Raw genomic sequence first — 26,214 nt, forward strand, 5'->3', positions numbered from 1 at the left:
AATAAAGACGAACCGATCACGCTTAAGCCAGTCGTCGAGGACGTCAAACCATCCTCGCTCCTGGGCGCGTCCGACTGCTATGGTCATGGATAGATCTCCAGTTTATTTATAAATCGAAAAATGATTGCAGGAAAAATAACAGATGGTCCTGAATCGGTGTAGATATGATCAACCATAAAGGCAATGTAAACAAATGTTCACGATTCTTTATGATTTCTTTCACATATCCTAATTATAAGTAGAAGTCTATCGTGATGCAGCTACGGCTGGAAAGTCCAGCAAAATATAGGAGTTTGACCGCTACGCTGCGAAAACGGGCAACGATAGTCAGGGTCTCAATTCTGAGAAAGCTTAAGATTCCTGGTCGTTCACAGTCCTGAAACTTTTCGGACGGTCTAAGAGTGACGTTACGGCATTCACCACAGTTTGGGTATTGCCCTGGAGAAAAGTTGGATCCACAGTATCGGGCGTATCCGTACGGCGATGATAATGGGGATTCCGTAAATGGGCCGTGTCGGTCACCATTACCGCGCCAATCCCTTCGAACCAAAACGGTGTATGGTCGCTTCGCAGAACCACAGGGGTTAATAGACCTTTAAATGGCACGGATACTGAAACGAGGGGCGGCAAGTTGGGTTTATGGTTGTCGCTAAAGGCATTAAGTAGCGGTAAATGTTCAGCATCCCCTGCGATCGCAAGAAAGTCTCCCCGATCACTGGGCAGCTCCACCTTAAATTCCCCAGGTTTCTGCTGACACCCTGGTGTAGAACAGCTATAGCCCAGCATTTCCAGAATCACCACTCCCTCCAAGTTCTTCAGGTTGTCTGGACGCTGAGCATAGGCATAGCTCCCGACTAAACCCGCTTCTTCTTGATCAAAGAGAACGATGCGCAGGGGGCGTAGTGTTTTGAGATCGCCCAGCAGTCTCGCTACCTCCAATGCTGCTACCACACCAGTGGCATTATCATCCGCCCCCGGCGAACCTCGGACCGAATCATAATGAGCCCCGACTAGCACCACCCCCGCATTGGGGTCTATTCCCGGACGTTCAGCCACCACATTCACCCCCGTATCAAAGGGTTGCTCACTCACCGTCCATCCTGCCGACGTTAAGGTTTGAGCAATATACGCCCTCGTTTTTTGCAGTTCCGCCGCCGTGTAGCGCTCAAAGTTCAGGGCCTTTAGATCCGTCATAAGCCGCTCTCTACTCACAATGGGCGGGGGTTCAGATACGGGTGGTGGCAAGGCGGGCGAAATGGAAGGGGACGCCACAGGAGAGGATTCAGGCGATGGAGAGGGGGATGAGGGTTGAGCAACAGGACGGGGGGACTGACAAGCTGTAACGATCACAAACAGACATGCGATCGCACTTAAAACCCAAATTTTCCAACCTTTGAACACGGCCAAATGTCTACCTCTCGATCATCGCTCCATCACAATTATGACTGTTGTTTATCTTGACGCTAAGAGAATTATCCCAGCCGATATCCGACGCCATCCCATTTAGTCGAGCAACTGTTCCATTTAAGGGGGCACTGGAGAGGGACTCATCCTGGGTTGATCTCAACCAACCTTCGATATAGTTCTCATCCTTCGCTTTAGAAGTTGCTTGTTACGATGACAATAGTGAAGAACAAGCGGTTTGACTTAAGACATTGTGATTGTTGCTAAAACATTAGAACTGCTGGAATGGGAGCGATTGTGCCAGCAGCTATCAACCTTTGCGGCGACCAAGTTAGGGGTTGCTGCAGCAACTCAGTTGTCTATTCCTGAGACGGTTACGGCTAGTGAAACGCTATTGCAGCAGACGCAAGAGGTGTATGACCTAGAAACTCAACTACTCACCGCACTCACCTTTGAGGGAATTTATGATGTTAGGGCAGCCTTGACGCGATCGCAACGCCAAGGCATTCTCAGCGGTGAAGAACTATTGCAGGTTGCTACCACTCTGGCCGGCAGCCGCAACCTCCGTCGCATCATCAATCGTTTTCCCGAATTAGCCAGCCTTAATCAGCTCGTCGCTGATCTGCGCACCTACCCTGAATTAGAACAAGAGATTCGCCATTGCATCGATGAGCAAGGAGAAGTCGCGGATCGGGCAAGCGATAAATTGATGGGCATTCGCGAACGCCAGCGGCAGGTTCGTAATGATGTCCAAACCATTTTGCAGCGGATTTTGCAACGCAAGGGAGGAGCATTACAAGAGCGCCTGATTACCCAACGGAGCGATCGGTTTGTGGTGCCCGTCAAAGCCCCCCAAAAAGACGCCGTTCCTGGTATTGTCCATGATGCTTCCACTAGTGGAGCCACTCTATATATAGAGCCGAAGACTACAGTAGAGCTCAATAATCGGCTGCGCCAACTTACCCGACAAGAACAAGCGGAAGCCGAAGCCATTCGCCAAGCCCTTACCGAAAAAATTACTGAGGTACATGAAGATTTAGAAGCCCTGCTCCAAATCGTGACAGCAGTCGATCTAGCCACCGCCCGAGCCCGATATAGCTATTGGTTAGGGGCCAATCACCCCCGCTTTGTCAACCGCGCTGAGGAAACACTGACCCTGCGACGCTTGCGCCATCCCTTGTTGGTCTGGCAGCAGCAGCATGAGCAAGGTCCCGAAGTGGTCCCTATTGATGTGACCATTCAGCCCCAGATCCGTGTCGTGGCGATTACGGGACCGAATACCGGGGGCAAAACCGTTACCCTGAAGACCCTCGGTTTAGCAACCCTAATGGCCAAGGTGGGGCTATTTGTTCCTGCCCAAGAACCGGTGGAGCTGCCTTGGTTTGATCAGGTTTTGGCGGATATTGGCGATGAACAGTCCTTGCAGCAAAGTTTATCTACTTTTTCGGGCCATATTCGGCGAATTCAAGAGATTATTGCTGCCCTCAGTGACCAATCTCTGGTGCTGCTGGATGAAGTGGGGGCGGGTACCGATCCCTTAGAAGGCAGTGCCCTTGCCATTGCTCTGCTCCGATACTTAGCCGATCAGGCTCAGCTCACGGTTGCCACCACCCACTTTGGCGAACTCAAAGCCCTGAAGTATACCGATGCCCGGTTTGAGAATGCCTCGGTGGAATTTGATGACGCCACCTTACAGCCTACCTATCGGTTACTGTGGGGGATTCCGGGGCGCTCCAATGCCTTGATTATTGCCCAGCGGTTGGGATTGAATGAACAGGTAATTGCCCAAGCGCAAGCCCAGATGGATGGCGAAACCGATGATGTCAATCAGGTGATTGCCGGGTTAGAAACCGAGCGCCGCCAGCAGGAAACCAAAGCTCAGGCCGCCGCCAAGCTACTGCAAAGTACAGAGCAGTTGCATCAGCAAGTGGCGAAAAAAGCTTCAGATTTAAAAGTGCGAGAACAAAAACTACGGCAGCAGCAGGAAAAAGCGATTCAAGAAGAAATTCGCCGAGCCAAACAAGCGATCGCACAAGTGATTCGCGATCTGCAACAGCAGCCCCAGTCGGCTCCTGCGGCCCAGATGGCTACCGAGCGTCTAGAAAAAATTGCCAACCAGCGGCTCCCCTCTCGCACCCAACCCAAAACGCCCCCAAAAAAAGGCTTCCAGCCCCAGGTGGGCGATCGCGTCCGCATTCCCAGCATTGGTCAGAAGGCTGACGTGATTAAAGTAACCCCCACCCAAGAACTGGTGGTTCAGTTTGGGATGATGAAAATGACCGTCAAGCCCACTGAAGTCGAGTCCTTAACGGGGGAAAAGGTCGCTTCGCCTCGGAAACCGGATGTTGCTCCTAAAAAAGACGTTGCGCCTGACAATACACCTAAAAATTCTCAACCTTTGATTCGCACCTCAGCAAACACCCTAGATTTGCGCGGTTCTAGAGTAGCTGATGCGGAGATCGTGATTGAAGATGCGATCGCAAAAATCCAAGGCCCGCTTTGGATTATTCATGGCCACGGGACAGGCAAATTGCGCAAAGGTGTGCAAGCCTATCTTGATCAGCATCCCCTGGTGGCGCGGTATGAATTTGCGGACCAAGTAGATGGTGGAACAGGGGTAACGATTGCCTATTGCGGTGTTTAACAGCGCCCGTTCACTAATACAACATGAAAGACATTTTTTTTGTAATGAGATGTTAGTCTTAGTAAAAATTGAGGGCAACCTAGAGAAGCCTTTTCTGGGTGTTTCTTAGGAATGCCCAGCCACCCCTGCAGCTGGTGCATCTTCTTTAGTTAGAGAGCATGGGGCGGTACGGCAACCCATCTCGCGCCAGCATGCGAGCGAGTCCATTAGATGTCTTCAGTACAGAAGTCCATCCCATAGCGGCAATTCTCAAGTAGCAGGTGGAGCAGATGCGCGATCAACAGCTTCTATCCCTTCAGAACCAAAACCTAACGCTCAAAAAACAGGTTGAGGCCGATGCCGCAGCGCTGTACTTTTGCCAAGAACGATTTCGAGTCATGTTTGAGCAGGCTGTCGTTGGCATCGCTCATGTGGACTTGCATGGACAGTTGATGTTGGTCAACCCACGGTTTAGAGAGATCTTGGGCTGGTCAGACGTGCCATTAGAACCCTGGTATCTAGATGACATTATCCAGACAAAGGCAATCACTCACCCATGGCCCAGCATTCTCTTATCGGAGGAACAATCCTCAGTTCAGTTCGAGCATCAATATTTACGGGCTCAAGGACATGCCATCTGGCTCGATCTGACGATTTCACTGGCAAAAACCGTGTCTGGCGCGCCAGATTACTTTATTGTCATCCTCCAAGATATTAGCGATCGCAAACAAGCGGAGTTAGAACGGCAGCGGCTGAATCAAGCTCTAGAGGCCCGAGTCGCGATGGGCATATCGGCAGTTCAGGCGAGTGAAAAACAGTTTCGAACCCTGTTTGAGGCAGCGCCTGATGCCTTATTTGTCATGGATTTCCAGGGAAAGATCCATCGCGTCAACCAAGCCGCTATACACCAATCTGGATATTCAGCCTCAGAATTACTCGGAAGTTCCCTTAAGACCTACGTCAGCACCCCCAGTCAAGCCGATTTCGATGCCCACTTAGCCAACTTGATTGCCCTGGGCAATCACCGCCAAACCATAGACTTTCTGTGTAAAAACGGCCTGCGTCTGGCGGTGGATTGCTCCAGTCGAGTGGTGACGGATCCTGCTAGCCAAGATCCCTATATCCTGATGGTTCAACGAGATATTAGTGACCGTGTGCGAGCTGAGACTGCTTTACGGGAAAGTGAGCAGCGATTTCAACTGATGGCAGATTGCGCTCCTGTCCTCCTATGGATGTTGGGAACCGATCATCAATGTACGTTTGTGAATCAACAATGGCTGGCGTTTACGGGCCAAACCATAGACCGCGAACTGGGCACGGGATGGTTAGAAGGGGTCCACCCTGATGACCATCAGCACTGTCTAGAGACCTATACTCAAGCCTTTGAGGCTCGTCAATCGTTTTGTGTCGAGTATCGACTTCGCCGTTCTGACGGCGTTTACCGATGGGTACTGGATAGGGGCAATCCTCGCTTTCTGATCGATGGAGAATTCGTGGGCTATATCGGCTCTGGGATAGATATTACGGAACGCAAAATCCTTGAGGATAAGCTCCACTCTAGCTCAGCCCAGATTCGGGCTGTGGTTGATGGCATGACCGATATTGTTTTTGTGTTTGATACTCAAACCCAGCAAATTAACGTGATTCCGCCTTCCCATGTTTCTTCAGACATGGTAGAAACGATGAATCAAACGGCTGAAGTATTGTTGCTGGATAGTGAGCAAGCCCAGGCGTTCCATCAGCATATTCATCAGGCGATCCAGTGCCAACAGACAATCACATTCGAGTATCAACTCACCTCGATCGCTTCCCCCACCTGGTATGTGGCCAGTATTACCCCGCTTTCTTCTACTTCTGTCATTTGGATTGCCCATGACATTACGGATCGGAAGGCGATAGAACAAGAACTGTTCCGGGAAAAAGAGCTCGCTCAAGTGACCTTGCAATCCATTGGTGACGCCGTCATTACAACAGATGCCCAGGGGCAGGTCCATCATCTCAATGCAGCGGCAGAACAGTTGACGGGATGGACGTTTTTGGAGGCGAAAGGTCTTCCCATTCATGACGTGTTTAAGGTCATCCATGAAACAACCCGCCAGCCCAGCAGGCAGCTCATTGATGCCATCTTAACGACTGGCGAAACGACGATCTCTGAGCACCAGACGTTATTGATTGCCCAGGATGGCACCGAATATGCGATTGATCATTCGGCAGCCCCGATTCGCGATCGCAATGCCAATATTCTCGGTATCGTTGTAGTTTTTCGAGATGTCAGTCAATCTCGCCAGCTTTCCCAACAAATGACATGGCAAGCCAACCATGATTCGTTAACTGGGTTAGTGAATCGCTATCAGTTTGAGCAAATTCTCCAACAGGCCCTGTCCACGGCCCATCGCGATCAGCTCCAGCATGTTCTCTGCTACCTCGATTTGGATCAATTCAAGATTGTCAACGATACCTGCGGTCATGCAGCGGGTGATGAGCTATTACAGCAGGTGGCACAACTGTTCAAATGCATCATTCGCAGTACCGATATTGTGGCTCGTCTGGGGGGAGATGAGTTCGGTTTGCTCCTCCACCAATGTTCGATCGAACGAGCACAAGTTATCGCCGAACAACTCCGTCGGCGCTTGCAAGCTTTTCGATTTCACTGGAATCAACAAACCTTCAGCATTGGTCTGAGTATGGGCTTAGTGGCTGTCAATCTGGATAGCCACAATATTTCTAGCTTAATCAGTGCAGCAGATGCAGCTTGCTATGCGGCCAAAGCCCGAGGCCGGAATCGAATTCATGTCTATCAGTTGGATGATCTAGAACTAGTGCAACAGCGGGGCACTCAGCGATGGAGCCGTCGAATTAAGCAGGCGTTGGAAGACAATCGGTTTCGACTCTATGGTCAGGCGATAGTTCCGACCGATTCTGATCAACCTGGAACCCGTCAGTGCTGTGAGGTGCTTCTGCGGATGCTGGATGAGCAAGATCAGATCGTCAGTGCGGCCACATTTATTCCTGCTGCCGAGCGCTATCATTTGATGCCTGAAATTGATCGTTGGGTGATTAGTCAATTTTTAGCTGACCATTTTAATCCACCCCAAATTGCTCAAACTGGGGCGGATCAGCCGTCACCTTACATGATCAACCTCTCCGGAGCTAGTATTGGGGATGAGCAATTTCTCCAGTTTTTGCAGGAGCAGTTTCAGCGTTATCCTCATGCTGCCCCTCAGATTTGTTTTGAAATTACAGAAACCGCGGCCATCTCTAATCTCAATCAGGCCATTACCTTTATTAATGAACTCAAACAATTGGGCTGCAAATTTGCCCTTGATGATTTCGGGAGTGGATTATCCTCGTTTGCCTATTTGAAAACCTTACCCGTTGATTACTTGAAAATCGATGGTCACTTTATTGAGGATATGGCGAACGACCCAGCGACCCAGGCCATTGTTGAGTCTATTAACCATATTGGCCATGTGATGGGCTTGCAAACAATTGCGGAATCCGTGGGAGATCTGCTAACCCGCAAGAAACTACAGAATATGGGGATTGATTATGTTCAGGGCTTTGGGATTTCACTGCCTTGCTCTCTGACCTATGCCTAGCGGCGCTCTAAGAAGCATCTTCAGTTTGCATCAACTGATTCAGCCAGGTTTCAGCTTTGCCCTCTCCAGTTTCCGCCATGCGAAAACTACGGTTGGCTTGCTCGATCAAAATTCCTTGGTCCACCAAGCGGCTGAGAGATTGCTTTAGCCGTTCATTGCTGTGGGGGAGGCGGCCGTCTTTCTTCGCCATGCGCACATAGAAAAACAAAGACATAAACCGGCCATAGGAATTATGCTCGGGATCTGTGTCTCTAAAAGCCGTTTGCACTTGATCGAGGATAATTTGCCATTGCTCCCGGGTGAGGGGGCCAGAATCCCGAGAACTAAATTCGGACTCCGCTTCTGGATCTTCTTCTGGCAGGAATAGTTCTTTAAAGCCTTCTAAGGTTTTAATTTGAACTTGTCCTGTGTGTGCAGCCGCATCGACGAAAGCACTGAAGTTGGTGAATGGCGCTGCATCGGTACGAGTAATCGAAGCGACCCCTGCATAGGTGTATTGGATATTAGCCCGCATTAATCGATCGATTGCCCCAAAACGGGTACTCTTTCCCTGATCTCGTGCTAGGTTGATCGCGGCTAATAAACAAGCCACAGCGTCTTCATAACTAATGGTTGGAGACAGGCGTCTCGTGGGAGCTGTCTCTTCGGAATCGCTGGTATCTAGCTTTTCTAGATCGATAAATTCGTCAGCACTGAGTAACAGTTGGTTACTAGCCACTTCAGCTCGCCCAATTAAGGTCACCCGCTTTTCTAGGGTTTTTAAGGCATTCACCAAGGGAACAAAATCGCGATCGCCCGTCACGATAATAAAATGCTCGACAGCGGGATATTGGTAAGCGGTGTTGAGACAATCGACGGTTAACTTGACATCCACCGCATTTTCTTTGCCCGTGGACACATGAATCGGCTCAAAGCCCAAGCTATAAAGGGCTTGAACTAAAGACTCTTTTTCGCGTCGCCAGTTGGAGTAAACAATTTTGAGTCGGGGATGACCTTGGGATTGGGAATAGTCTACTAAGGATTCAGCCAGAGGAGCTTGAATGCCTTGGGCTGCAATTTTGACATTTTCGTAATCCCAAAAAACGGCCACTTCACCCACCGATTTTGGAGTCGGCTCTGGTAGAGTCACAGGAGTCGAGGGAACGACTTGAGGCGTGCTGGCTAGGGCAACTTGGAGCCGACGATCCTCAGCGGTCATCAATCCTGTAGCGTAGGTGGCAGAGAGGACGGCGAGTCCGGTGACAGAAGCACGCCGGGCATCCCGGTCGGAGAGGTAGGTGATGCCAAATGCGATCGCAAAGGCTAAAGGCCCTAAGCCCAGAATTAATCCTTGTTTACTGATTTGCACCATCGAGGCTTAAATTCCATGGCTTTTACCAATCACCCAGTGCCGACGGAAAAACCGAGATAAGTCTGCTTCTTCCATCGATAAATAAATCGGTCGTCCATGGGGACAGGTGCGAGGATGGCGGGTTTGTTGCCATTGATCTAACAAATTTTGCATCTCCAGCAGATTAAGGGTCATGCCATTGCGAATTGCACTTCGACAGGCAGTGGCGGCTAAAGCTGCTTCAATACTCTCACATTGGCTAAGTTCAATCAGTGCCGCTTCGCAATCGGAGCGTTCTGCTAGCCGTTGAGGGGCCGAGCGAATCGCCCAGAGTTGATGGCCAAACTCAGCAATATCAATGCCAATATCCGTCAGTTGCTCCACTTGTCGTTCCGATAAGTCCCGCAACATCAGGGGTGGGGTCAAAGGCACAAACTGCCAATCCTGCCCAAGCTGTTCATAAAGCACCCGCTCATGGGCAATATGCTGCTCCACCAGCCAGACCCCGGAGGGATGCTCTGCCACAATATAGGTCCGATGCAGTTGGGCAATTGCGTGCAGAACGTTAAAACTAGAGTCGCGAGGGTCTGCCTGGGGCGATAACAAGGAGGGCTGCTGGAGATGGTAGACGCCTTTGGCTTCTGCGACTTTCATCAACTGGCGGATTTTTTGGGTATGGCCTGTATCCCTAACATCAGCGGGAATTTGCAAGGCTTCCTGAATGGTGGTGGTAATAGCGGGCCGCCACTGGTCTAAATGCCGCAGATAAATCTCTGTTTTGGCCGGATGCCGATGCCAGTCCACATGCTGGGGGTCGGCATGGAGGTGAATAAAGCAGAGGGGGTGGCGATGCCGAGGTAAGGTTTGGCGAAACGCAGCTAGAATCGTCTGTTCTATAGGATGGGACTGACCGGCATCTTCCCCGCTCACTTGCACACAGCGACCATTGACGGCTACTTTTACCCAGTCGGGCCGATGGCGATGACAGCGATCGGGGAGGCCGAGGACGACTTCTACACTGTTATCACCGGGAAGCTCAGGAACCTGGAAGCGATGATGACATAAATCGCCGGGATGCAGGGTTGCCAGTAGCTGCGACAGAATATCCTGAGCGACTTCAGCGGGGGCAATACTAAACCACGGGCGATTGTTTTGCTGGACTTGCCAGGTCACCTGGGGATGGCAAAGGGCATGGTCATGAATAATGGTTTGCACGGCCCGCATTTGTCGAGCTGGATCAGGAAGGGCCTGTTTACGGGTGGGCCAGTCTTGGAATAACTCAGAAACGGTGACCACGGTACCGGTTGCGATCGCAACCGTCTCTTGAGCCACCCCATGACCTTGGTGATCGTACTGAACCCGACAGCCCTGAGCTGATCCCAGGGGTCGACTGCAAATCTCTAATCGCCCCATTTGGGCCAGACTATGGAGGGCTTCTCCCCGAAACCCCAGAGTATGGATATCCCAGAGATCTTCTTCCCGCTGTAGTTTACTGGTGGTATGGGGGGTGGCGGCTTGAGTTAAATCAGCAACCGTCAAACCTTGGCCATTATCCACCACCTGAACCCGCCAGTCTTGAGGCCAGAGGGAAATACTGATTCGATCTGCCTCAGCATCCAGGGCATTATCCAGTAGCTCTCGCACCACAGCACCCAGGGAATCAATCACTTCTCCTGCCGCAATTCGGTGGACGAGATCTGTCCCCAGGGGCTGAATCTGGACATTGGGGGCACACTCTACCATCTCAACAAAGCACCGGGGTCAGAAAGCGATGGATATGCTGAAGATAGGTCTCAGTGTCTTCCAGCATGGGGAAATGACCCGTTTGGGCCATCCGCACATAGTCAATCTTGGAGTTTAAGGCGGCAGCCTCCTCCCCTGAGTCAGCCGGAACAATCTGGTCCTTGTCTCCAGACACAATTAATGTTGAGATTTGAAGCTGAGCAAATTCTTCAGCCATGGCCGTCGCTACAGGTTCACTCACTGCAGATAGAAGGGTCCCTAAAGCAGCCACCGCATCCGCACTCACGTAATCTGACACAAACCCTTGCCGCTGGTCAGCCGCAATCGGACGATGCAGAAAGCGGGCCATACACAGCCGATCCAATAGAGGAACTTGGGCGAGCCAGCGAGGTCGCAACCGTACGACCCACTCTCCTACCTGATGAAATTGACGGAATTCCTGCTCATCGTACTCAAACAAGCCGCTACAAGCGAGGATGGCTTGCTGGACCCGCTGAGGATACTGATTGAGAAACAAAGTACCAATCGTCGATCCCATGGAATGAGCTTGGAGAAACACTTGCGAAATCTCCAAAGCATCCAATAGGGCGGCTAAATCTTCAACATAGGATTGAATGGTGTAGGCCTCTACCGCTTTAGAGGCCCGAATGGGGTCTTGGGATTGCCCAAAGCCGCGCAGGTCATAAAGCAAGCAATCAAAGTCTGTGGACAAGGATTGCGCCACAGGCTGCCAGTAACGGCTGGATCCGCCCCAACCATGCAGAAACACCATGACTGGCTTTTTTTTAGATCCTGATTGACGAGGTTCTTGACTCACCCATTCGTAGTAGTGATCATGACCGCGAATTTGGACCTGGGGCATGGAGTTGAACTGACTAAAACGAACTTACTTATGCAGATTCTGGGGTCGAAATCGCAGACGGATGCATCAACAACTCTGCCGTCGATCGCTGTTCCACCATTGAGCGGGTGATTAAGCATTGAGTTAGCTCTTTACGAGACTGGGATGGCAGCTCATACATCACATCTAGCATAATCTCTTCGACGATGGCTCGTAGGGCTCGGGCTCCCGTTTTACGTCGGTAGGCTTCCTGTGCGATCGCACGAATTGCATCGGGTTGAAATTCTAGATCGACATGATCCATCCGCAAAAGTTTTTGGTATTGCTTCACTAAGGCATTACGAGGTTCCGTCAAGATTTGACAGAGCACATCTTCATCCAGCGCATCAATCACGGACATCACTGGAATCCGGCCGGTAAATTCAGGAATCATTCCAAACTTGACTAAGTCTTCCGCCTCTAAATCTCGCAGCATATCGGCCGTGCGCTGCTCTTTTGCCCAAGGTTCGCCATCTTGGATAAATCCCATGGCCTTTTTGCCCGTTCGCTGCTCGATAATCTTATCGAGACCTACAAACGCTCCGCCGCAGATAAAGAGGATATTGGTGGTATCAATTTGAATACAGTCTTGATACGGATGCTTTCGCCCACCTTGAGGGGGGACGTTAGCAACCGTTCCTTCCAGCATCTTTAACAGGGCTTGCTGGACCCCTTCACCCGAAACATCTCTTGTAATAGAAGGGTTTTCACTCTTGCGAGCCACCTTATCAATTTCGTCGATATAGATGATGCCTCTTTGGGCTTCCTCCACATCTAAATCCGCGACCTGCAGCAGTCGCAAGAGAATATTCTCAACGTCTTCACCTACATAGCCAGCTTCCGTTAAGGTGGTGGCGTCTGCCACCGCAAACGGCACCTCCAACATTTGCGCCAATGTCTGAGCCAGAAGGGTTTTGCCACATCCTGTAGGACCAATCAAAAGGATGTTGGATTTCTGCAATTCGATCGCATCATCCAACTCAGCAACAGGCTCTCCAGAGGTTTGGCTAATACTCAGACGCTTGTAATGGTTATATACAGCAACGGACAAGACTTTTTTAGCTTCGTCTTGTCCGATGACATGTTCGTCTAAATACGCTTTAATATCTCGTGGCTTAGGAATTTGGTTGAGCGACAATGGTGTAGATGGAGTGCGCTTACGCTCTGCCACAGGTGCCCTACTGGCCGCAGGCATGCTGCTAGCAGTATCAAACAGCTCTTCGTCCAGGATTTCGTTGCATAAATCAACGCATTCGTCGCAGATATAGACTCCCGGTCCGGCAATTAACTTACGAACCTGCTCTTGCGACTTACCACAAAACGAACATTTGAGATGGGAGTCATATTTAGACATGGCTTTCTCTTAGTGGACTTCACTGACGGCTTCGGAGTGGTTGGGAAGATTTTGTCTAGTGAGGACTTGATCAATCAAACCATATTTTTGGGCTTCTTCTGCAGACATAAAGAAATCTCTCTCGGTGTCCGCCTCAATCCGCTCAAAAGGCTGACCGGTATGGCTTGCCATCAAGTGATTGAGATTGTTCTTCAGGTACAGAATTTCCTTGGCCCGAATTTCAATATCCACGGCCTGACCCTGGGCACCGCCCAAGGGCTGATGAATCATAATTCGCGCATTTGGCAAAGCCATTCGTTTGCCCGCAGTACCCGCACATAGAAGGAACGCACCCATACTAGCTGCTAAACCAAAGCAAATGGTACAGACATCAGGACGAATATGCTGAATGGTGTCGTAGATAGCCATTCCTGCCGTGATTGAACCGCCAGGTGAATTAATGTAAAGGTAAATATCCTGCTCAGGATTTTCCGATTCCAGAAAAAGGAGTTGAGCCACAATGGCATCGGCAATGGCATCATCAATGCCTCCCCCATTGGCTGAACCCCCTCCGCCCAAAAAAACGATCCGCTCGCGAAGTAAGCGAGAGTAAATATCAAAGGCTCGCTCGCCACGACCAGACTGCTCAACGACCATCGGCACAATGTTACGAGGTGGCAGGTAGGTGGGGCTGGACTCACCAGATAGACCAGGGTAAAAGTGATCAGAAGAAGGAGACAAGATCGTAAACCTCAACATATATCGGAATCAATGGGGCGTTTTAGCCATATTCGTCAGATGAATTGCACCAAACCAACGAATATCAACCAACTCTATTATGCCTCAACTCCTTTGAAAAAAGCTGCTGCTGCCGCTGACTAGGTAAACCGTTCAAAATAATGCAGTCAGGGACATCTAGGGTTGTAGATGGTTGACCAGCGCTTGTAGGGCAAGAATGTAGCTTTGAGCGCCGAATCCGCTTACTTGTCCGATAACGACTGGGGCGATGTAAGAGTGATGCCGAAAGTCTTCGCGACGGTAAATATTGCTGAGGTGGACTTCCACCGCAGGTATATCTACGGCAGTTAGCGCATCCCGTATCGCCACGCTGGTGTGGGTATAGGCTGCTGCATTGATTAAAATACCGTCATGACGGCCCAGAGCACCCTGAATTGCATCGACCAAGTTGCCTTCATGGTTGGATTGGTGGCATTCAATTTCACACTTCAGCTTCCCAGCAAGAGAGTGCAATTGCTGGTTGATATTCTCTAAGGTTACTGTTCCGTAAATGCCAGGCTCACGCTGACCCAACAGGTTAAGATTGGGGCCATGTAGAACCAGGATGCTGATAGGACTCACAAAAAATCAGCTAAGAAAGTTCTTATCCATCACAGTCTAAAGCTACTGACTTCTCGCAATATCGCAGAATAAGGAAGCAGCAAGGAAATTTGGAAAAAGTTAGGCTTAAGCGATTTAAGGGATCGCTGCCATCGGTCGGAGAGGGTTAACGTCGATCTCGGACAGGAATTGGAATAACCTCTAGTTCAGGCTCAACTTCTGGACCAACTAGAATCTCGACAAGTTTACGAGCAAAATTCTTGATTTTTTCGATAATTTTATCTAAATAGTCCATTGAGTAAATAATCCCTCGCAGTGACGTTGTAACGCATCAGAACAAAGCTATGGTTGCTTTTACGGATGGTTATAAAACAAAAATTGTTATAACGTTTCTTTAACTTAGCATATTCATCTGTTTATTGTGTGATGTCTGTAACCAAATTACGTATTCGCCCGGATGTGAAAGCAAAGGGATTTATGGTTAGCCAGTCAATAATTGATGACGTAAGTGATCGAGCGCATGGGAGGTACTCATCTGCCGTACCCAATCTCGTCCCCTTAATGGACTGATTTTATACTCAATGCTATGAGTTCCTGCTGGCCCTGACAGCCCAATATAGACCAGCCCAACCGGTTTGGTCTCTGTGCCACCATCGGGACCAGCAATGCCAGTGATACTAACGCCCCACGTGCTATGAAGGTGAGATCGCACCCCTATTGCCATCTGTTCTGCCACAATGGCACTCACCGCACCATGCTGTTCCAGATCGCTTTCATTCACATGCAGTAGATCGCGTTTAACGGCATTAGCGTAGGAGATCACCCCCCCCAAAAAATAAGTTGAGCTACCCGATATGTTCGTGAGGCGTTGTCCAAGCCCTCCACCTGTGCAGGATTCTGCAACAGCAAGGGTTTCTCCTCTCTGCTTTAACAAATCGCCAACCACTGATTCCAAGGTGTCGTCATCGGCACCAAAACAATGTAGTCCGCAAATCTGCCGAATTTGCTGTTCGATGGGGGCAATGACTTGGTTGGCCGTCTCTTTTGAAGCTGCGCGGGTCGAAATTCGTAAGCGAGCCTGCCCTTTGCTGGCGTAAGGGGCAACGGTGGGATTGGTTAAGGCCAACAACGGGGCGACTTGGTCAGCCAAGGTGGATTCAGGAATACCCCAAAATCGGAGAACCCGACTATAGATCTGGGCGGAAACCCAACCCGTCGATTGTAAATAGGGAACTGCTGTTTCGTGCCACATCTGGTGAAACTCTTTGGGAACCCCAGGAAAAGTAAAAATGGTCAGTTCTGGACGCGGCTGCCAAACGATACCGGGTGCACTACCAATGGGATTGGGTAACACCTGGGCCGATTCAGGGAGTAAGGCTTGTTTGTCGTTCGATGGACTAGGCTCGCGGTTGCGCTGGGCAAATTTACGGGCAATATCTTCTAAGATTTCAGGATGGTTGACCAACGGAGTTTGAAAAAAGTCAGCCAACGTTTCTGTGGTGAGGTCATCGGGTGTTGGTCCTAATCCCCCCGTGAAGATCAAGAGTTGCGATCGCTGGCAAGCGAGTGCGATCGCACCTTTGATGCGGGCCGGATTATCGCCCACGACGGTCTGATGAAAATGGGGAATGCCCAATCGCGCTAATTCCTGCCCCAAAAACTGAGCATTCGAGTTCAGTACCTCTCCCAGGAGAAGCTCTGTTCCCACGCAAATCACCTCAGCGCTTCGGCTCATACCCTTTAATCTCGTTGACTCACCCTCCATACTGTATCGTCACTTCTCAGGAAATGTGACGTGCTGTCTTGGTGAGGAAGGGGATGGGGTCAATTAAACCCATTTCGCGGATGATTTCGGGCTATGTACGGGGTTCTCGCAATCGCTGCCAAGCCCGCCAGATGGCGTAACACAGGAGTAGCGTTGCGCCTAAAGCATAGGCTTTACCGGCAGGAATGCCTGCAATGGCAATGGCTAAGCTGCCCACCCAAAAAACAATGGCATAGATAAGGAGCACGCTACGTCGCTGAGAGAGACCAGCATCGAGGAGACGATGATGCAGATGTCCTTTATCGGCACTAAACGGTGACTTCCCCCGGCGTAAACGATTGAGAACAACCGTAGAGGTGTCAAAGATAGGCACTGCCAAGATCACAAAAGGTAACGCAACCGCAACAGTAGTCACGGTTTTGACTAAGCCAATAACGCCAATTCCCGCCAAGGTAAACCCCAAGAAGTAAGCACCACCATCTCCCATAAAAATTTGAGCAGGATTAAAGTTATAGCGGAGAAAACCCAATGCCCCACCTGCAAGGGCTGCCGCCAACAGCGCCGCAGTCGGTTGGTTTATAAATAAGCTGACCACCAACATCACGACTGCTGAAATCCCTGAAATTCCTGCAGCTAGGCCATCTAGCCCATCCATAAAGTTGACGGCATTAGCCATGCCGACTAGCCATACTAAAGTAAGAGGCAGGCTGAACCATTCAATGTTAATAAGTCCTAGATCAGAAAAGGGGAGTGTCACAAACTCGATCCGTACCCCAACGCCCCAGGCCATCCCAGCGACTGCAAACTGCATCAGCAGTCGCGACCAAGGCGTTAAAGTAAACAAATCATCGGCTAGCCCAATCAGAAAGTAGAGCATCCCCCCAATCACCACACCCCAAACTTCAGACGCAGATGCAGGGGGAAGGTCGCCAAATCCACCCGATATGGCAACAATTAGAAGGGCAATTTGGCTACCCATAAAAATTGAAATCCCCCCTAAGCGAACCATTGGACGCTTGTGGACTTTACGGGGATCGGGCATATCTACATAGCCACTCTTTAAGCCAATCTTTTTAACGATTGGTGTACTCCAGAGGACCACGAGGGCAGCCACAAGAAAGGCAACCAGATGATAGGGCATCCGAGATCCTGCTACGTAAAGAGAATTGAGCAAACCATGCAGAACTGAAAACAGTCTTAATGAACTGTCACAAACACATCATGCATGAGGAATGGGGATAAACACAAGTTCAGCGGCCAAACCAATGATGCTTGATTACTGGGTTAAAGCGGGTATAGGGCTGTCGAGGTGGGGATATAGGGGAAAGCGCGAACATAGATTTGAAACTCGTTGGCGACAGTCTTCCGTCACGGCTGGATCGTCAGGTTGTAACAGGCAATCCGCGATGATATTGGCAATTTCAATAAATTCTGCAGTTCCCATCCCCCGAGTCGTCATGGCGGGAGATCCTAATCGAAGACCGCTGGTGACAAATGGAGATTCTGGGTCGAAGGGGACAGTGTTTTTGTTCACCGTAATATTGACTTGGCTCACTCGCTGATCGGCTTGTTTACCCGTCATGCCAATGGAACGCAGATCGACTAGTAATAGGTGATTATCGGTGCCATTGGAGACGATTTTGAATCCGCGAGTTTGCAGTTGTTGAGCGAGAGCTTGAGCGTTCTCTACCACATGCCCACAGTAATCCCGAAAATCAGGCTTGAGCGCTTCACCGAAAGCCACCGCTTTGGCCGCAATCACATGCTCTAGGGGGCCACCTTGAGTGCCTGGGAATACTGATTTATCCAACTTTTTACCCAGGTCAGAATCCTTAGTCATAATCAGGCCGCCACGGGGGCCTCGAAGGGTTTTGTGGGTGGTTGTGGTAACCACATCGCAGAAAGGTAAAGGATTGGGGTGATGTCCAGATGCGACCAAGCCCGCAATATGAGCAACATCTGCCATTAAATAGGCATCAATTTCATCTGCAATCGCCCGAAACCTCTCAAAATCAATGAGGCGTGGATAGGCAGAATACCCACAGACAATCATTTTGGGGCGATGCTTGAGGGCTAGCTCGCGAATCGTATCGAAGTTGAGCTGTTCAGTTTCCGGGTCAACCCCATACTGGACGACGTTGAACCATTTCCCAGAAACATTGACTGGCGAACCGTGGGTTAAGTGGCCACCATGGGATAAATCCATACCCATAAAGGTGTCACCTGGCTCAAGCAGTGTTAGGAAGACCGCAAAGTTAGCCTGAGCACCAGAATGAGGCTGAACATTAACATGAGCTGCATTAAATAGTTCTTTGGCTCGATCGATAGCGAGCTGTTCGGCGGCATCAATAAATTCGCAGCCACCGTAATAGCGCTTGCCGGGGAGTCCCTCGGCATACTTATTGGTTAAGATCGATCCTTGGGCTGCTAAAACGGCGGCTGAGGTAAAGTTCTCACTGGCAATCAGCTCCAGATGATCCCGCTGACGCTGTAATTCTTGTTGCAGGATACCTGCGATCGCAGGATCAGTTTCTGTCAGAATGTCTAAGCTGGTTTGCATTGCAAAGCCTACCTTTTTCAAGTATGAACAAAGCTCTGATCTAATCGCCTGGGTACACCCAAGTAGGGTTTATGAAGCCTTCAGGCGGGATGATTGCCGTTTTTTGACGAGTCTCTTAGATTAAACATCTTAACGTCTTGGAGTACCGTTGACATCACTCCCAATGACCTCTGCATCCGGGGATTGAATCTTGTCATCATTGCTAGACAGTCCCAGGTTATGGGTACTCAATAAGTATGGTTGCAGTAGCAGACAACTCCAGGAGCGGTCGCCTAAAATAGTGACAAGGCAAATAAACGTGCTGAGGGGCTGATTATGTTAGTCATCCTAACCAAAGACCAATTACTCTCACCTCAAGTGGTTTGCCAGTCCTGTGTGCTTGCTGATCGTCAAGGTCGACCTCGATGGCGTCAGGATCGATTGTGTTGTGGTCACTTGCTGGAGCAAATTTCAGAGACTGAACCACAGTCTAAGCAGTATCAATGTCAAATGGGCTTTCGAGTGGCTGAAGTCGAAGTGGAGTAACTCGGGCCAGCGGAAAGGTTGCGACCGATTTTTTTGAGCTCTTGTGCCTCAGTAGATCTGGCGTAGTTTTAGGCCGCGAGGGGTTCTGTGATTTGATACCGTATAGTGGTTGATAAATATCCTTAAAAAAGCCTTGTAAAGAAGGTCTGATATGACTTGGCGTGGAGCAACAACGACACAAGAGCGAATTCTGGCATGCTTACCTTTCCTAGTGCCACTCTTGAACGCTTATCCCTTTGGCCTCCTCAGTTCTCTGTTGATTAGATTTCCTCCGCTTCGTTGGCTGTTTTACCCGATAGAATTACTCTTTCCCATTTATCGAATTGGGGGTGGAGGGCTGTCGATTGTGCCGTTACTGGTCTTTATCGGTTTGTATGTTGGTGTGGTCAGAAACAATCGCATCCGCCATCTCATTCGCTACAACGCTATGCAAGCCATTATGTTGGGAATTTCTTTGTCCTTAATTTTGACTGTGTTTGACTTGCTAGGTATTTTAAGCAGCGCAGTGGTTACTGCTGGAGCCGGGACAGGACTCTTCCTAATGGCCTTTTTTGCAGTGCTATTTCTCGGAACGGTTGGCATTGTGGCCTACTCCGTCATTCAATCCTTACGAGGACATCATGCAGAGGTTCCCTGGATCTCCGATGCAGCCTATGCCCAAACGCGCGATTAATCCTTGTCTTTTAGGGGACATCTCGAGTTGCCCTTCATTCAGTGGGGGATACGTTACAGTGTGGAAACGTTGCGAACATATTATTTGGGAGACGATGCAATGAGTTGGAATGAGTCCACCCCTTGGTCCGATAGGGTGTTGGGTGCTTTGCCTTATTTACTGCCACTGATGGATGCCATTGTTTATGGCGATGGTCAATATATTATGCGTCAGTTTCCTACCATCACCAGTATTGGCCTATTGCCCATTATTCCGTTCGTGCAAATTTACGCCCAATTTATCCGATTGATTCCGTTTGCTGGGTTAATCCTGTTTATGGGACTCTTTTTTGCTGTCGTTAGAAATGACAATATCAGCCGTTTCATTCGCTTCAACGTGCTGCAGGCGATCTTGCTTGATTTGGTGTTGATGGTTTGTAACCTGGTGTTACCCATCCTCGGCCAAGGGCTTCAGGTTGAGTTAATCATAGAGACCCTCTTCAATACTGTTTTCCTAGGAATTCTGGCTACCTTTGCTTACAGCGTTCTTAAAACAAGTCAAGGACAATATGCAGAGATTCCAGCCATTTCGGATGCTGTCAATATGCAAATTCGATAAATTAGACGAGTCTTCTCATTCGTCACCCTGGCTTATATTCAGATAGAGGGGCAGGCCAATTAAAGCTAGTGTTTATGGGTGGGCATACTGATGTAATACGGGTTAAATGCCTTTGCATAGGGGAATATCCATTTAGAAGAAACGTATGCTCTTGGCCTAACCCATACCAGAAATAATATCTCGTACACACAGTAGTGGTTGATCAGAAATCTATGGCAGGGGGGTGCGCCGATTGTCTCAATACGCCTGAGTTGGACTTCGAGTTCACAATGGCGTTCCAGCCCATTATTAACGATGCAGATGGCAGTATCTTTGCTCAAGAAGCGTTAGTTCGTGGCCTAAACAATGAGTCAGCCGCGAGCATTCTGGGACAGGTAACGGATGAGAGCCGCTATCGTTTTGATCAAGCCTGCCGAGTTCGAGCCATTCAGCTTGCAGCAGAGCTAGAAGTCCAGTCAATTTTGAGTATTAATTTTTTACCCAATGCAGTCTATCAACCCGAACTTTGCATTCGGACAACGATTGAGACTGCCAAGCAATGTAATTTCCCGCTCGATCGCATTTTATTTGAGTTAACCGAAGTTGAGAAGGTTAAAGATTATGCCCATGTCCGCTCCATCATTGAGCATTATCAGAAGCTGGGATTTAAAACAGCATTAGATGACTTTGGTGCTGGATATTCGGGGCTAAATTTTCTAGCTGATTTTCAGCCTGACTTCATTAAGCTAGACATGGCTTTGATTCGTAATATTGATAGGGATAAAGGTCGTCAGGCCATCGTTAAAGGGATTGTTCAAGTCTGCCGAGATCTAGCGATTGAACCCATTGCTGAAGGCGTTGAAACGAAGGCTGAATTAGATATTCTAAGACAGCTAGATATCCAATTATTTCAAGGGTATTACTTCGCTAAGCCGAGTTTTCAGTCAATTATCGCCCATTTAAGCTCTATTGGCGACTAATTTTCATTTTTCAGGGCCTGTAACTTGCGTTCACGAGTCCAATGCTGACTGGTTGACAGAATTCAATGATAGGATCGGAGATCCTTGCTTCTTAAATGAGCTGTTGGCATGAACGACTGACGCTCATGGCCGATGATGCCTTCTCAAAGAAGCCTTTAGTCCATAAGGAGAAACATTAATGACTGCTTACGAAACAATGTATATCCTGCGCCCAGATTTAGGCGAGGAACAGTTGGATCAGGCCATTAACAAGTACCAAGACTTGTTAAAAGACCAGGGAGTCGAAGCCATCGATACTCAACATCGAGGCAAGCGACGTTTAGCTTACGAAATTCAAAATTTCCGTGAGGGCATCTATGTCCAGATGAACTACAACGGTCAGGGGCATGCGATCGCAAAGCTAGAACGCGAAATGCGAATTAGTGAAAACGTTATCCGCTACCTCACCATCAAACAAGAAGTCACTCCACCCGCTGAGTCTGAGGAAGAATAGCCTATCGTTGGGCAAATGCGAGGTGGGTTTCTCTACCGTCGTCGGCGGTAATGCAAAAATAACTCGCTCTCAATCTGCTTGACCGATAAAAGCTCTAGCCAAGGAGCTTCCTGCTGTAACCAACCGTTGCCCGCAACAGGGGTAGGGGTGGCTGTGCCGCCTAGCAAGAGCGGGCAAACGGTTAGATGCAGCTCGTCAATCAAATCTTCCGCCAATAGGGCGGCCACGATTTGTCCACCCCCCAGGACGGCTAACTTGCAAATGCCGAGCGGGGCCATTGCCCCTAGGGTCGTTACCCAGTCAATGGATTGGGAAGGTGTTTCGTGAGTGAAAATTTGCTCAAAATGGGATTTTTCTTGCCACGGCTGGCCTCCCGATTGAGTCGTGACCAACCAATGGGGAACCGCTTGCTGGAAAAAGCGCAGGTTGGGATCTAAATCCCCCGAACGGGTACAGACAATTTGGGCGGGCTGTTCCGGTTGACCCCGCTGAAGGCGGGCATCGATCAGCTCTGGGGTGACCACGCGCATGGCGGTTTCCCCGGCTTTGAGAGTGGCCGATCCAAAAAGTATGCCATCGGCAGCCGCAACCTGCCGCTCTAAGTGGGCATAATCTTCAGCAGACCCAAACTCTGGTGGGGCATGTTGGGCATCAGCAATTTTGCCGTCCGCACTCATTGCCAATACAACGGTGGTCATGGGTCGCTGGAGGGGTGTCTCGCCCATAGAGTTAGCCTTACAGTCCAAGATAAACAAGCTATTCTCCTAGGGTAGCGTGATCAACCAAGCCTGAATAGGGAGCTGTTATCCTTGCCCCAGTTCATTTCTAAAGCTCAACCGCCCTTAGAATTTATTCCACAACGTCTAACCCCTTGGGTGGTGGAAACCGTTCGGTTCCTATTGCCCATCTGGATGCCTTGGAGGCTCTCTGTTACGTCCGTTGACGCTGAAAAATTAGAAATTCTAGTCAAGCAGTACCAAGAATTTCAGGCGGGCAAGTCTCGCTTTCTAATGGCCTTCCGCCATCCCAGTACCAATGACCCTTTTGCCATGTCTTATATGCTTTGGCGATTGGTTCCTAAGGAGGCTCGTCAAGCAGGTATTCGCTTCAAAAGACCAACCTACAGCCATTTTATGTACGATCGCGGTATTCCACTATGGGCAGGGCAGTTTGTGTCTTGGCTGTTTCCACGATTGGGAGGGACGCCCATTCTTAGAGGAAAAGCAGACCGGGTAGGATTACGAGCAGCGCGTGACCTGTTTGCCAATAGCCCCTATCCCATTGCCATTTCTCCGGAAGGGGGAACCAATGAACATAATGAATTGGTCAGTCCCTTAGAGCCAGGTGTTGCCCAGTTAGGGTTTTGGTGCATTGAAGATTTATTGAAAGCGAATCGCACAGAATCGGTCTATATTGTGCCATTGCGGATTCGATATCGTTATGTTTCGCCTCCCTGGAAAGCTGTAAAAGAACTTCTGGGACAACTGGAAGCTCAAATGGATCTGACGGGTGAGGTAGCTCCCCCACAATTACTGGAAGAGCCAGCGACAGATGTTCTATATGGCCGGGTGCTGCGCTTGGGTGAGTGCCTGCTGGCTGAGATGGAGCAGTTTTATAGCAAGTACTACCATTTGCTTCGTCCAGCCGTGGATCCGGTACCCTATGACCCTGCTGATCGGAATGCCAAACTTGCTTTCCAACTCAAACAGCAATTGGATATTGCTCTGCAAGCATCTGAATCTTATTTCGGTTTAACAGCAAAAGGGAACTTAGTGGATCGCTGCCGTAGGCTAGAACAGGCTGGTTTTGATCGTATCTATCGTCAAGATTTGGAAAAGCTCACTCCCTTGGAGCGAGGGATGGCTGATTGGCTGGCCCAAGAGGCTAGCCTCCGGATTGGTCATATGCGAATGGTGGAACGACTCACCATGGTGAGTGGTAACTATATTTTGGCAAAACCCTCGGGCGATCGCTTTGCAGAGATTGTACTGCTCCTGTGGAAAATCATGACCTATATCCAGGGGGGCGATCCCCACTCTCCACCGAAGTTAGGGGCACAATCCTTAAAGCTGACGATTAGCGATCCCATCTCGGTGACGGAACGGTGGCCTGCCTATAGCGCCAATCGCCAGGGTGCGAGAAAAGCAGTGGACGAGTTGACCCAATCCATTCAGGTAGCTCTCGAAGAATTGAACGAGATCGAACCTTAGCTCTTAACTAATTTGCCCTTGTCAACTGTAACGGACCGTCCGACACTGGAGTGTGGAGGCGATAGGCAGTGAAGGTGTCATTGAGAATATGAATAGAGTTTTAGCAATTGTTTTGGGTGGTGGTGCTGGTACACGCCTATATCCTCTGACCAAGCAACGGGCCAAGCCTGCGGTTTCTTTGGCTGGTAAGTATCGCCTGATTGATATTCCGATGAGTAACTGTATCAATTCGGAAATCAACAAAATTTATGTAATGACGCAATTTAACTCTGCGTCATTGAATCGTCATATTTCCCAAACCTACAATTTTTCTAGCTTTAGCGATGGCTTTGCTGAGGTGCTTGCTGCGCAGCAAACGCCTGAAAATCCCAATTGGTTTCAGGGAACTGCAGATGCTGTTCGCCAGTACGTGTGGATGTTTGCCGACCAGCGAGATATAGATGAAATTTTGATCTTGTCTGGAGATCACCTCTATCGCATGGACTATAGCGTTTTTGTTGAGCGCCATCGCAGTACGAATGCCGATATTACCCTGTCGGTGCTTCCCATTGATGCTTATCGTGCCCCTGCTTTTGGCTTGATGAAAATTGATGAGGCTTCTGGTCGTGTGGTTGACTTTAGTGAGAAGCCCCAAGGTGAGGAACTGGAGCGGATGAAGGTGGATACCACTACTCTGGGGCTGACACCAGAAGAAGCTCAAGAAAAACCGTTTATTGCTTCAATGGGAATCTATGTTTTTAAAAAAGATGTCTTAATCGATCTACTCAAGAGCGCGCCTGATTCTACGGACTTTGGTAAGGAAATCATCCCTAGCTCGGCAAAAGACTACAATGTCCAAGCCTATCTCTTCAATGATTATTGGGAAGATATCGGGACAATTGAAGCATTTTACGAAGCAAACTTGGCATTAACCCGCCAACCTCAACCTCCCTTTAGCTTCTATGACGAAAAAGCACCGATTTACACTCGCTCTCGCTACTTGCCCCCCACCAAGCAGTTGGATTGCCATGTGACGGAATCGATGATTGCTGAAGGCTGCATTATCAAAAATTGCCAGATTAACCGCTCGGTATTGGGTGTGCGATCGCGCGTCGAATCGGGCTGTACCTTGGATAATGCCTTGGTGATGGGCGCTGACTTTTACCAGCCCTTCGCTGAACGTGCCTCAGGGATGGGTGATACGAGTATTCCCATCGGCATTGGCGAGAATACAAAGATTAGTCGCGCCATTATTGATAAAAACGCCCGGATTGGCCGCAACGTCAAGATTGTCAATAAAGACAATGTTGAAGAGTCCAATCAGGAGGAGCATGGCTTTTACATCCGCAGCGGTATCGTTGTGGTACTGAAGAATGCTGAGATTCCCGATAACACGATTATTTAGATTCTGGCTCGACTCGCCGTTGAAATAAATAACGGTACACTGGCAACCCTTCTGATAAGGTCAACTTTTCCCGCTCAGTTGTAGCGGGGAAAGGGCTTTCTGCTAGCCAATGGTGGGGCGGTGTTGTGCCTGTAAAGGCAGGATGTTCGGCGATGCGATCGCACATATCAATCGCCACCTCCAATACGTCTGATTGGATAAGCAGTAACCCCTCTGGCTTAAGGCAAATGGCTAACTCATTCACCAGTTGCGGTTGGACAACGCGCCGTTTTTGATGGCGACGCTTAAACCAGGGGTCGGGAAATTGAATGGTGACGCCTGTAACGGACTGGGCACCCACAAGGGAAGCCAGTGACGTATTAATGTTACCGAACAGGAAATGGAGATTGGTGAGCTGTAATGCATCCCGGCGTTGCAAGGCAGATTGGACCATGGGTCGTCGAATTTCCACCCCTAAGAAATTGTGGTGGGTCTGGAGTTGGGCCATCTCCAGTAAAAACTGCCCGCGGGCACAACCAATATCTAAGTAGAGAGGCTGCTCTGGCTGAGCGAAGATTTCAGGCCAATCCGGGGGTGCGATCTCAGTTTGGAATTTTTGACTCAGCGGATTAACGTGCTGACGAACTCGAACACCCATACTGTGAGGATAACGATAGAAACGGCAATGCACCCAAGCGATGGCACTTGAGTTGATTAAAAAACGGGCCAGGAGGGATTCGAACCCCCGACACCGTGGTCCGAAGCCACGTGCTCTAGTCCACTGAGCTACAAGCCCTAGAAGCGTTTTTATGTTAGCAG

At 49.5% G+C, this 26,214-nt stretch carries 21 protein-coding genes, 1 tRNA gene and 1 pseudogene; 8 read left to right on the forward strand and 15 right to left on the reverse strand.

What is annotated here, in order from left to right:
- Nucleotides 1-351: 351 nt before the first annotated feature.
- The gene (locus Q0991_RS20145) at nt 352-1,401 is read right to left on the reverse strand and encodes a M28 family peptidase (protein WP_299491904.1); all 1,050 of its coding nucleotides are present in this window, start codon (nt 1,399-1,401) and stop codon (nt 352-354) included.
- Between the two features lie 256 nt (nt 1,402-1,657).
- Here Q0991_RS20145 and Q0991_RS20150 point away from each other — a divergent pair, with 256 nt between their 5' ends.
- Nucleotides 1,658-4,048 carry an endonuclease MutS2 gene (locus Q0991_RS20150; RefSeq protein ID WP_299491906.1) on the forward strand — a complete coding sequence of 797 codons (2,391 nt, stop codon included), beginning with the start codon at nt 1,658-1,660 and terminating at the stop codon, nt 4,046-4,048.
- A gap of 269 nt (nt 4,049-4,317) precedes the next feature.
- The gene (locus tag Q0991_RS20155; protein ID WP_299491908.1) at nt 4,318-7,626 is read left to right on the forward strand and encodes a PAS domain S-box protein; all 3,309 of its coding nucleotides are present in this window, start codon (nt 4,318-4,320) and stop codon (nt 7,624-7,626) included.
- Between the two features lie 7 nt (nt 7,627-7,633).
- Here the strand turns inward: Q0991_RS20155 and Q0991_RS20160 are convergent, their stop codons facing one another.
- The 10 genes and pseudogenes from Q0991_RS20160 to glyA form a co-directional block, all read right to left on the reverse strand.
- Nucleotides 7,634-8,977, reverse strand: a complete 1,344-nt coding sequence (locus Q0991_RS20160) for an NYN domain-containing protein (protein WP_299491911.1) — start codon at nt 8,975-8,977, stop codon at nt 7,634-7,636.
- Nucleotides 8,978-8,983: 6 nt separating this feature from the next.
- A complete protein-coding gene (gene mutL / locus Q0991_RS20165) occupies nt 8,984-10,699 on the reverse strand; it encodes a DNA mismatch repair endonuclease MutL (protein ID WP_299491913.1) in 1,716 nt (571 codons plus the stop codon).
- Nucleotide 10,700: 1 nt separating this feature from the next.
- A complete protein-coding gene (locus tag Q0991_RS20170; RefSeq protein ID WP_299491915.1) occupies nt 10,701-11,561 on the reverse strand; it encodes an alpha/beta hydrolase in 861 nt (286 codons plus the stop codon).
- Nucleotides 11,562-11,589: 28 nt separating this feature from the next.
- Nucleotides 11,590-12,933: an ATP-dependent protease ATP-binding subunit ClpX gene (clpX, locus tag Q0991_RS20175; RefSeq protein ID WP_299491917.1), complete on the reverse strand. Its 1,344-nt coding sequence runs from the start codon at nt 12,931-12,933 to the stop codon at nt 11,590-11,592.
- 9 nt (nt 12,934-12,942) lie between these two features.
- Nucleotides 12,943-13,581, reverse strand: a pseudogene (clpP, locus tag Q0991_RS20180) (ATP-dependent Clp endopeptidase proteolytic subunit ClpP); the annotation flags it as partial.
- A gap of 246 nt (nt 13,582-13,827) precedes the next feature.
- A complete protein-coding gene (gene aroQ / locus Q0991_RS20185) occupies nt 13,828-14,271 on the reverse strand; it encodes a type II 3-dehydroquinate dehydratase (RefSeq protein WP_299491921.1) in 444 nt (147 codons plus the stop codon).
- A 145-nt stretch (nt 14,272-14,416) separates the two neighbouring features.
- Nucleotides 14,417-14,545 (reverse strand): DNA topoisomerase I, encoded by a 129-nt coding sequence (locus Q0991_RS20190; RefSeq protein WP_299491923.1) that lies wholly within the window; start codon nt 14,543-14,545, stop codon nt 14,417-14,419.
- 186 nt (nt 14,546-14,731) lie between these two features.
- Nucleotides 14,732-15,985 (reverse strand): competence/damage-inducible protein A, encoded by a 1,254-nt coding sequence (locus Q0991_RS20195; RefSeq protein WP_299491925.1) that lies wholly within the window; start codon nt 15,983-15,985, stop codon nt 14,732-14,734.
- 121 nt (nt 15,986-16,106) lie between these two features.
- Nucleotides 16,107-17,156, reverse strand: a complete 1,050-nt coding sequence (locus tag Q0991_RS20200; protein ID WP_299491927.1) for an MraY family glycosyltransferase — start codon at nt 17,154-17,156, stop codon at nt 16,107-16,109.
- Nucleotides 17,157-17,291: 135 nt separating this feature from the next.
- Nucleotides 17,292-18,575: a serine hydroxymethyltransferase gene (glyA, locus tag Q0991_RS20205; protein WP_299491929.1), complete on the reverse strand. Its 1,284-nt coding sequence runs from the start codon at nt 18,573-18,575 to the stop codon at nt 17,292-17,294.
- A gap of 315 nt (nt 18,576-18,890) precedes the next feature.
- Here glyA and Q0991_RS20210 point away from each other — a divergent pair, with 315 nt between their 5' ends.
- The 5 genes from Q0991_RS20210 (at nt 18,891) to rpsF (ending at nt 21,822) form a co-directional block, all read left to right on the forward strand.
- Complete coding sequence (locus tag Q0991_RS20210) at nt 18,891-19,100, forward strand: hypothetical protein (RefSeq protein ID WP_299491931.1); 210 nt, start codon at nt 18,891-18,893, stop codon at nt 19,098-19,100.
- A gap of 151 nt (nt 19,101-19,251) precedes the next feature.
- Nucleotides 19,252-19,773 (forward strand): Tic20 family protein, encoded by a 522-nt coding sequence (locus tag Q0991_RS20215; protein WP_299491933.1) that lies wholly within the window; start codon nt 19,252-19,254, stop codon nt 19,771-19,773.
- Nucleotides 19,774-19,872: 99 nt separating this feature from the next.
- Nucleotides 19,873-20,370 (forward strand): Tic20 family protein, encoded by a 498-nt coding sequence (locus tag Q0991_RS20220; protein WP_299491935.1) that lies wholly within the window; start codon nt 19,873-19,875, stop codon nt 20,368-20,370.
- A gap of 269 nt (nt 20,371-20,639) precedes the next feature.
- Nucleotides 20,640-21,329, forward strand: a complete 690-nt coding sequence (locus Q0991_RS20225; protein WP_299491945.1) for an EAL domain-containing protein — start codon at nt 20,640-20,642, stop codon at nt 21,327-21,329.
- 178 nt (nt 21,330-21,507) lie between these two features.
- A complete protein-coding gene (gene rpsF, locus Q0991_RS20230; RefSeq protein ID WP_299491937.1) occupies nt 21,508-21,822 on the forward strand; it encodes a 30S ribosomal protein S6 in 315 nt (104 codons plus the stop codon).
- Between the two features lie 32 nt (nt 21,823-21,854).
- Here rpsF and Q0991_RS20235 read toward each other — a convergent pair whose 3' ends face one another.
- The gene (locus Q0991_RS20235; RefSeq protein WP_299491939.1) at nt 21,855-22,547 is read right to left on the reverse strand and encodes a RibD family protein; all 693 of its coding nucleotides are present in this window, start codon (nt 22,545-22,547) and stop codon (nt 21,855-21,857) included.
- A 241-nt stretch (nt 22,548-22,788) separates the two neighbouring features.
- A complete protein-coding gene (locus Q0991_RS25290) occupies nt 22,789-22,893 on the reverse strand; it encodes a hypothetical protein (RefSeq protein WP_366525020.1) in 105 nt (34 codons plus the stop codon).
- 1,227 nt (nt 22,894-24,120) lie between these two features.
- On the opposite strand from Q0991_RS25290, the gene Q0991_RS20245 reads away from it, so the two are divergent.
- Entirely contained in the window at nt 24,121-25,416 is a 1,296-nt protein-coding gene (locus Q0991_RS20245) for a glucose-1-phosphate adenylyltransferase (RefSeq protein WP_299491943.1), read from the forward strand.
- Here the strand turns inward: Q0991_RS20245 and trmB are convergent.
- On the reverse strand, nt 25,409-26,053 hold the full coding sequence (gene trmB, locus Q0991_RS20250; protein WP_299491947.1) for a tRNA (guanosine(46)-N7)-methyltransferase TrmB: 645 nt from the start codon (nt 26,051-26,053) through the stop codon (nt 25,409-25,411). The two genes, Q0991_RS20245 and trmB, sit on opposite strands and share 8 nt — an antisense overlap.
- 64 nt (nt 26,054-26,117) lie before the next feature.
- Nucleotides 26,118-26,191, reverse strand: a tRNA-Arg gene (locus Q0991_RS20255).
- Nucleotides 26,192-26,214 lie beyond the last annotated feature (23 nt).

The organism is Acaryochloris sp. IP29b_bin.137, from assembly GCF_028285745.1.
In the GTDB taxonomy this organism is placed as follows: Bacteria; Cyanobacteriota; Cyanobacteriia; order Thermosynechococcales; family Thermosynechococcaceae; genus Acaryochloris.

What these genes read in the sequence shown, in the direction of transcription:
- Q0991_RS20220 (WP_299491935.1), top strand. Translation starts at nt 19,873, where the DNA reads ATGAGTTGGAATGAGTCCACCCCTTGGTCCGATAGGGTGTTGGGTGCT.
- clpX (WP_299491917.1), bottom strand. Translation starts at nt 12,933, where the DNA reads ATGTCTAAATATGACTCCCATCTCAAATGTTCGTTTTGTGGTAAGTCG.
- Q0991_RS20195 (WP_299491925.1), bottom strand. Translation starts at nt 15,985, where the DNA reads ATGAGCCGAAGCGCTGAGGTGATTTGCGTGGGAACAGAGCTTCTCCTG.
- Q0991_RS20245 (WP_299491943.1), top strand. Translation starts at nt 24,121, where the DNA reads ATGAATAGAGTTTTAGCAATTGTTTTGGGTGGTGGTGCTGGTACACGC.
- Q0991_RS20160 (WP_299491911.1), bottom strand. Translation starts at nt 8,977, where the DNA reads ATGGTGCAAATCAGTAAACAAGGATTAATTCTGGGCTTAGGGCCTTTA.
- Q0991_RS20170 (WP_299491915.1), bottom strand. Translation starts at nt 11,561, where the DNA reads ATGCCCCAGGTCCAAATTCGCGGTCATGATCACTACTACGAATGGGTG.
- Q0991_RS20215 (WP_299491933.1), top strand. Translation starts at nt 19,252, where the DNA reads ATGACTTGGCGTGGAGCAACAACGACACAAGAGCGAATTCTGGCATGC.
- Q0991_RS20225 (WP_299491945.1), top strand. Translation starts at nt 20,640, where the DNA reads ATGGCGTTCCAGCCCATTATTAACGATGCAGATGGCAGTATCTTTGCT.
- mutL (WP_299491913.1), bottom strand. Translation starts at nt 10,699, where the DNA reads ATGGTAGAGTGTGCCCCCAATGTCCAGATTCAGCCCCTGGGGACAGAT.
- Q0991_RS20155 (WP_299491908.1), top strand. Translation starts at nt 4,318, where the DNA reads ATGCGCGATCAACAGCTTCTATCCCTTCAGAACCAAAACCTAACGCTC.
- Q0991_RS20200 (WP_299491927.1), bottom strand. Translation starts at nt 17,156, where the DNA reads ATGCCCTATCATCTGGTTGCCTTTCTTGTGGCTGCCCTCGTGGTCCTC.
- trmB (WP_299491947.1), bottom strand. Translation starts at nt 26,053, where the DNA reads ATGGGTGTTCGAGTTCGTCAGCACGTTAATCCGCTGAGTCAAAAATTC.
- glyA (WP_299491929.1), bottom strand. Translation starts at nt 18,575, where the DNA reads ATGCAAACCAGCTTAGACATTCTGACAGAAACTGATCCTGCGATCGCA.
- rpsF (WP_299491937.1), top strand. Translation starts at nt 21,508, where the DNA reads ATGACTGCTTACGAAACAATGTATATCCTGCGCCCAGATTTAGGCGAG.
- Q0991_RS20190 (WP_299491923.1), bottom strand. Translation starts at nt 14,545, where the DNA reads ATGGACTATTTAGATAAAATTATCGAAAAAATCAAGAATTTTGCTCGT.
- Q0991_RS20235 (WP_299491939.1), bottom strand. Translation starts at nt 22,547, where the DNA reads ATGGGCGAGACACCCCTCCAGCGACCCATGACCACCGTTGTATTGGCA.
- Q0991_RS20210 (WP_299491931.1), top strand. Translation starts at nt 18,891, where the DNA reads ATGTTAGTCATCCTAACCAAAGACCAATTACTCTCACCTCAAGTGGTT.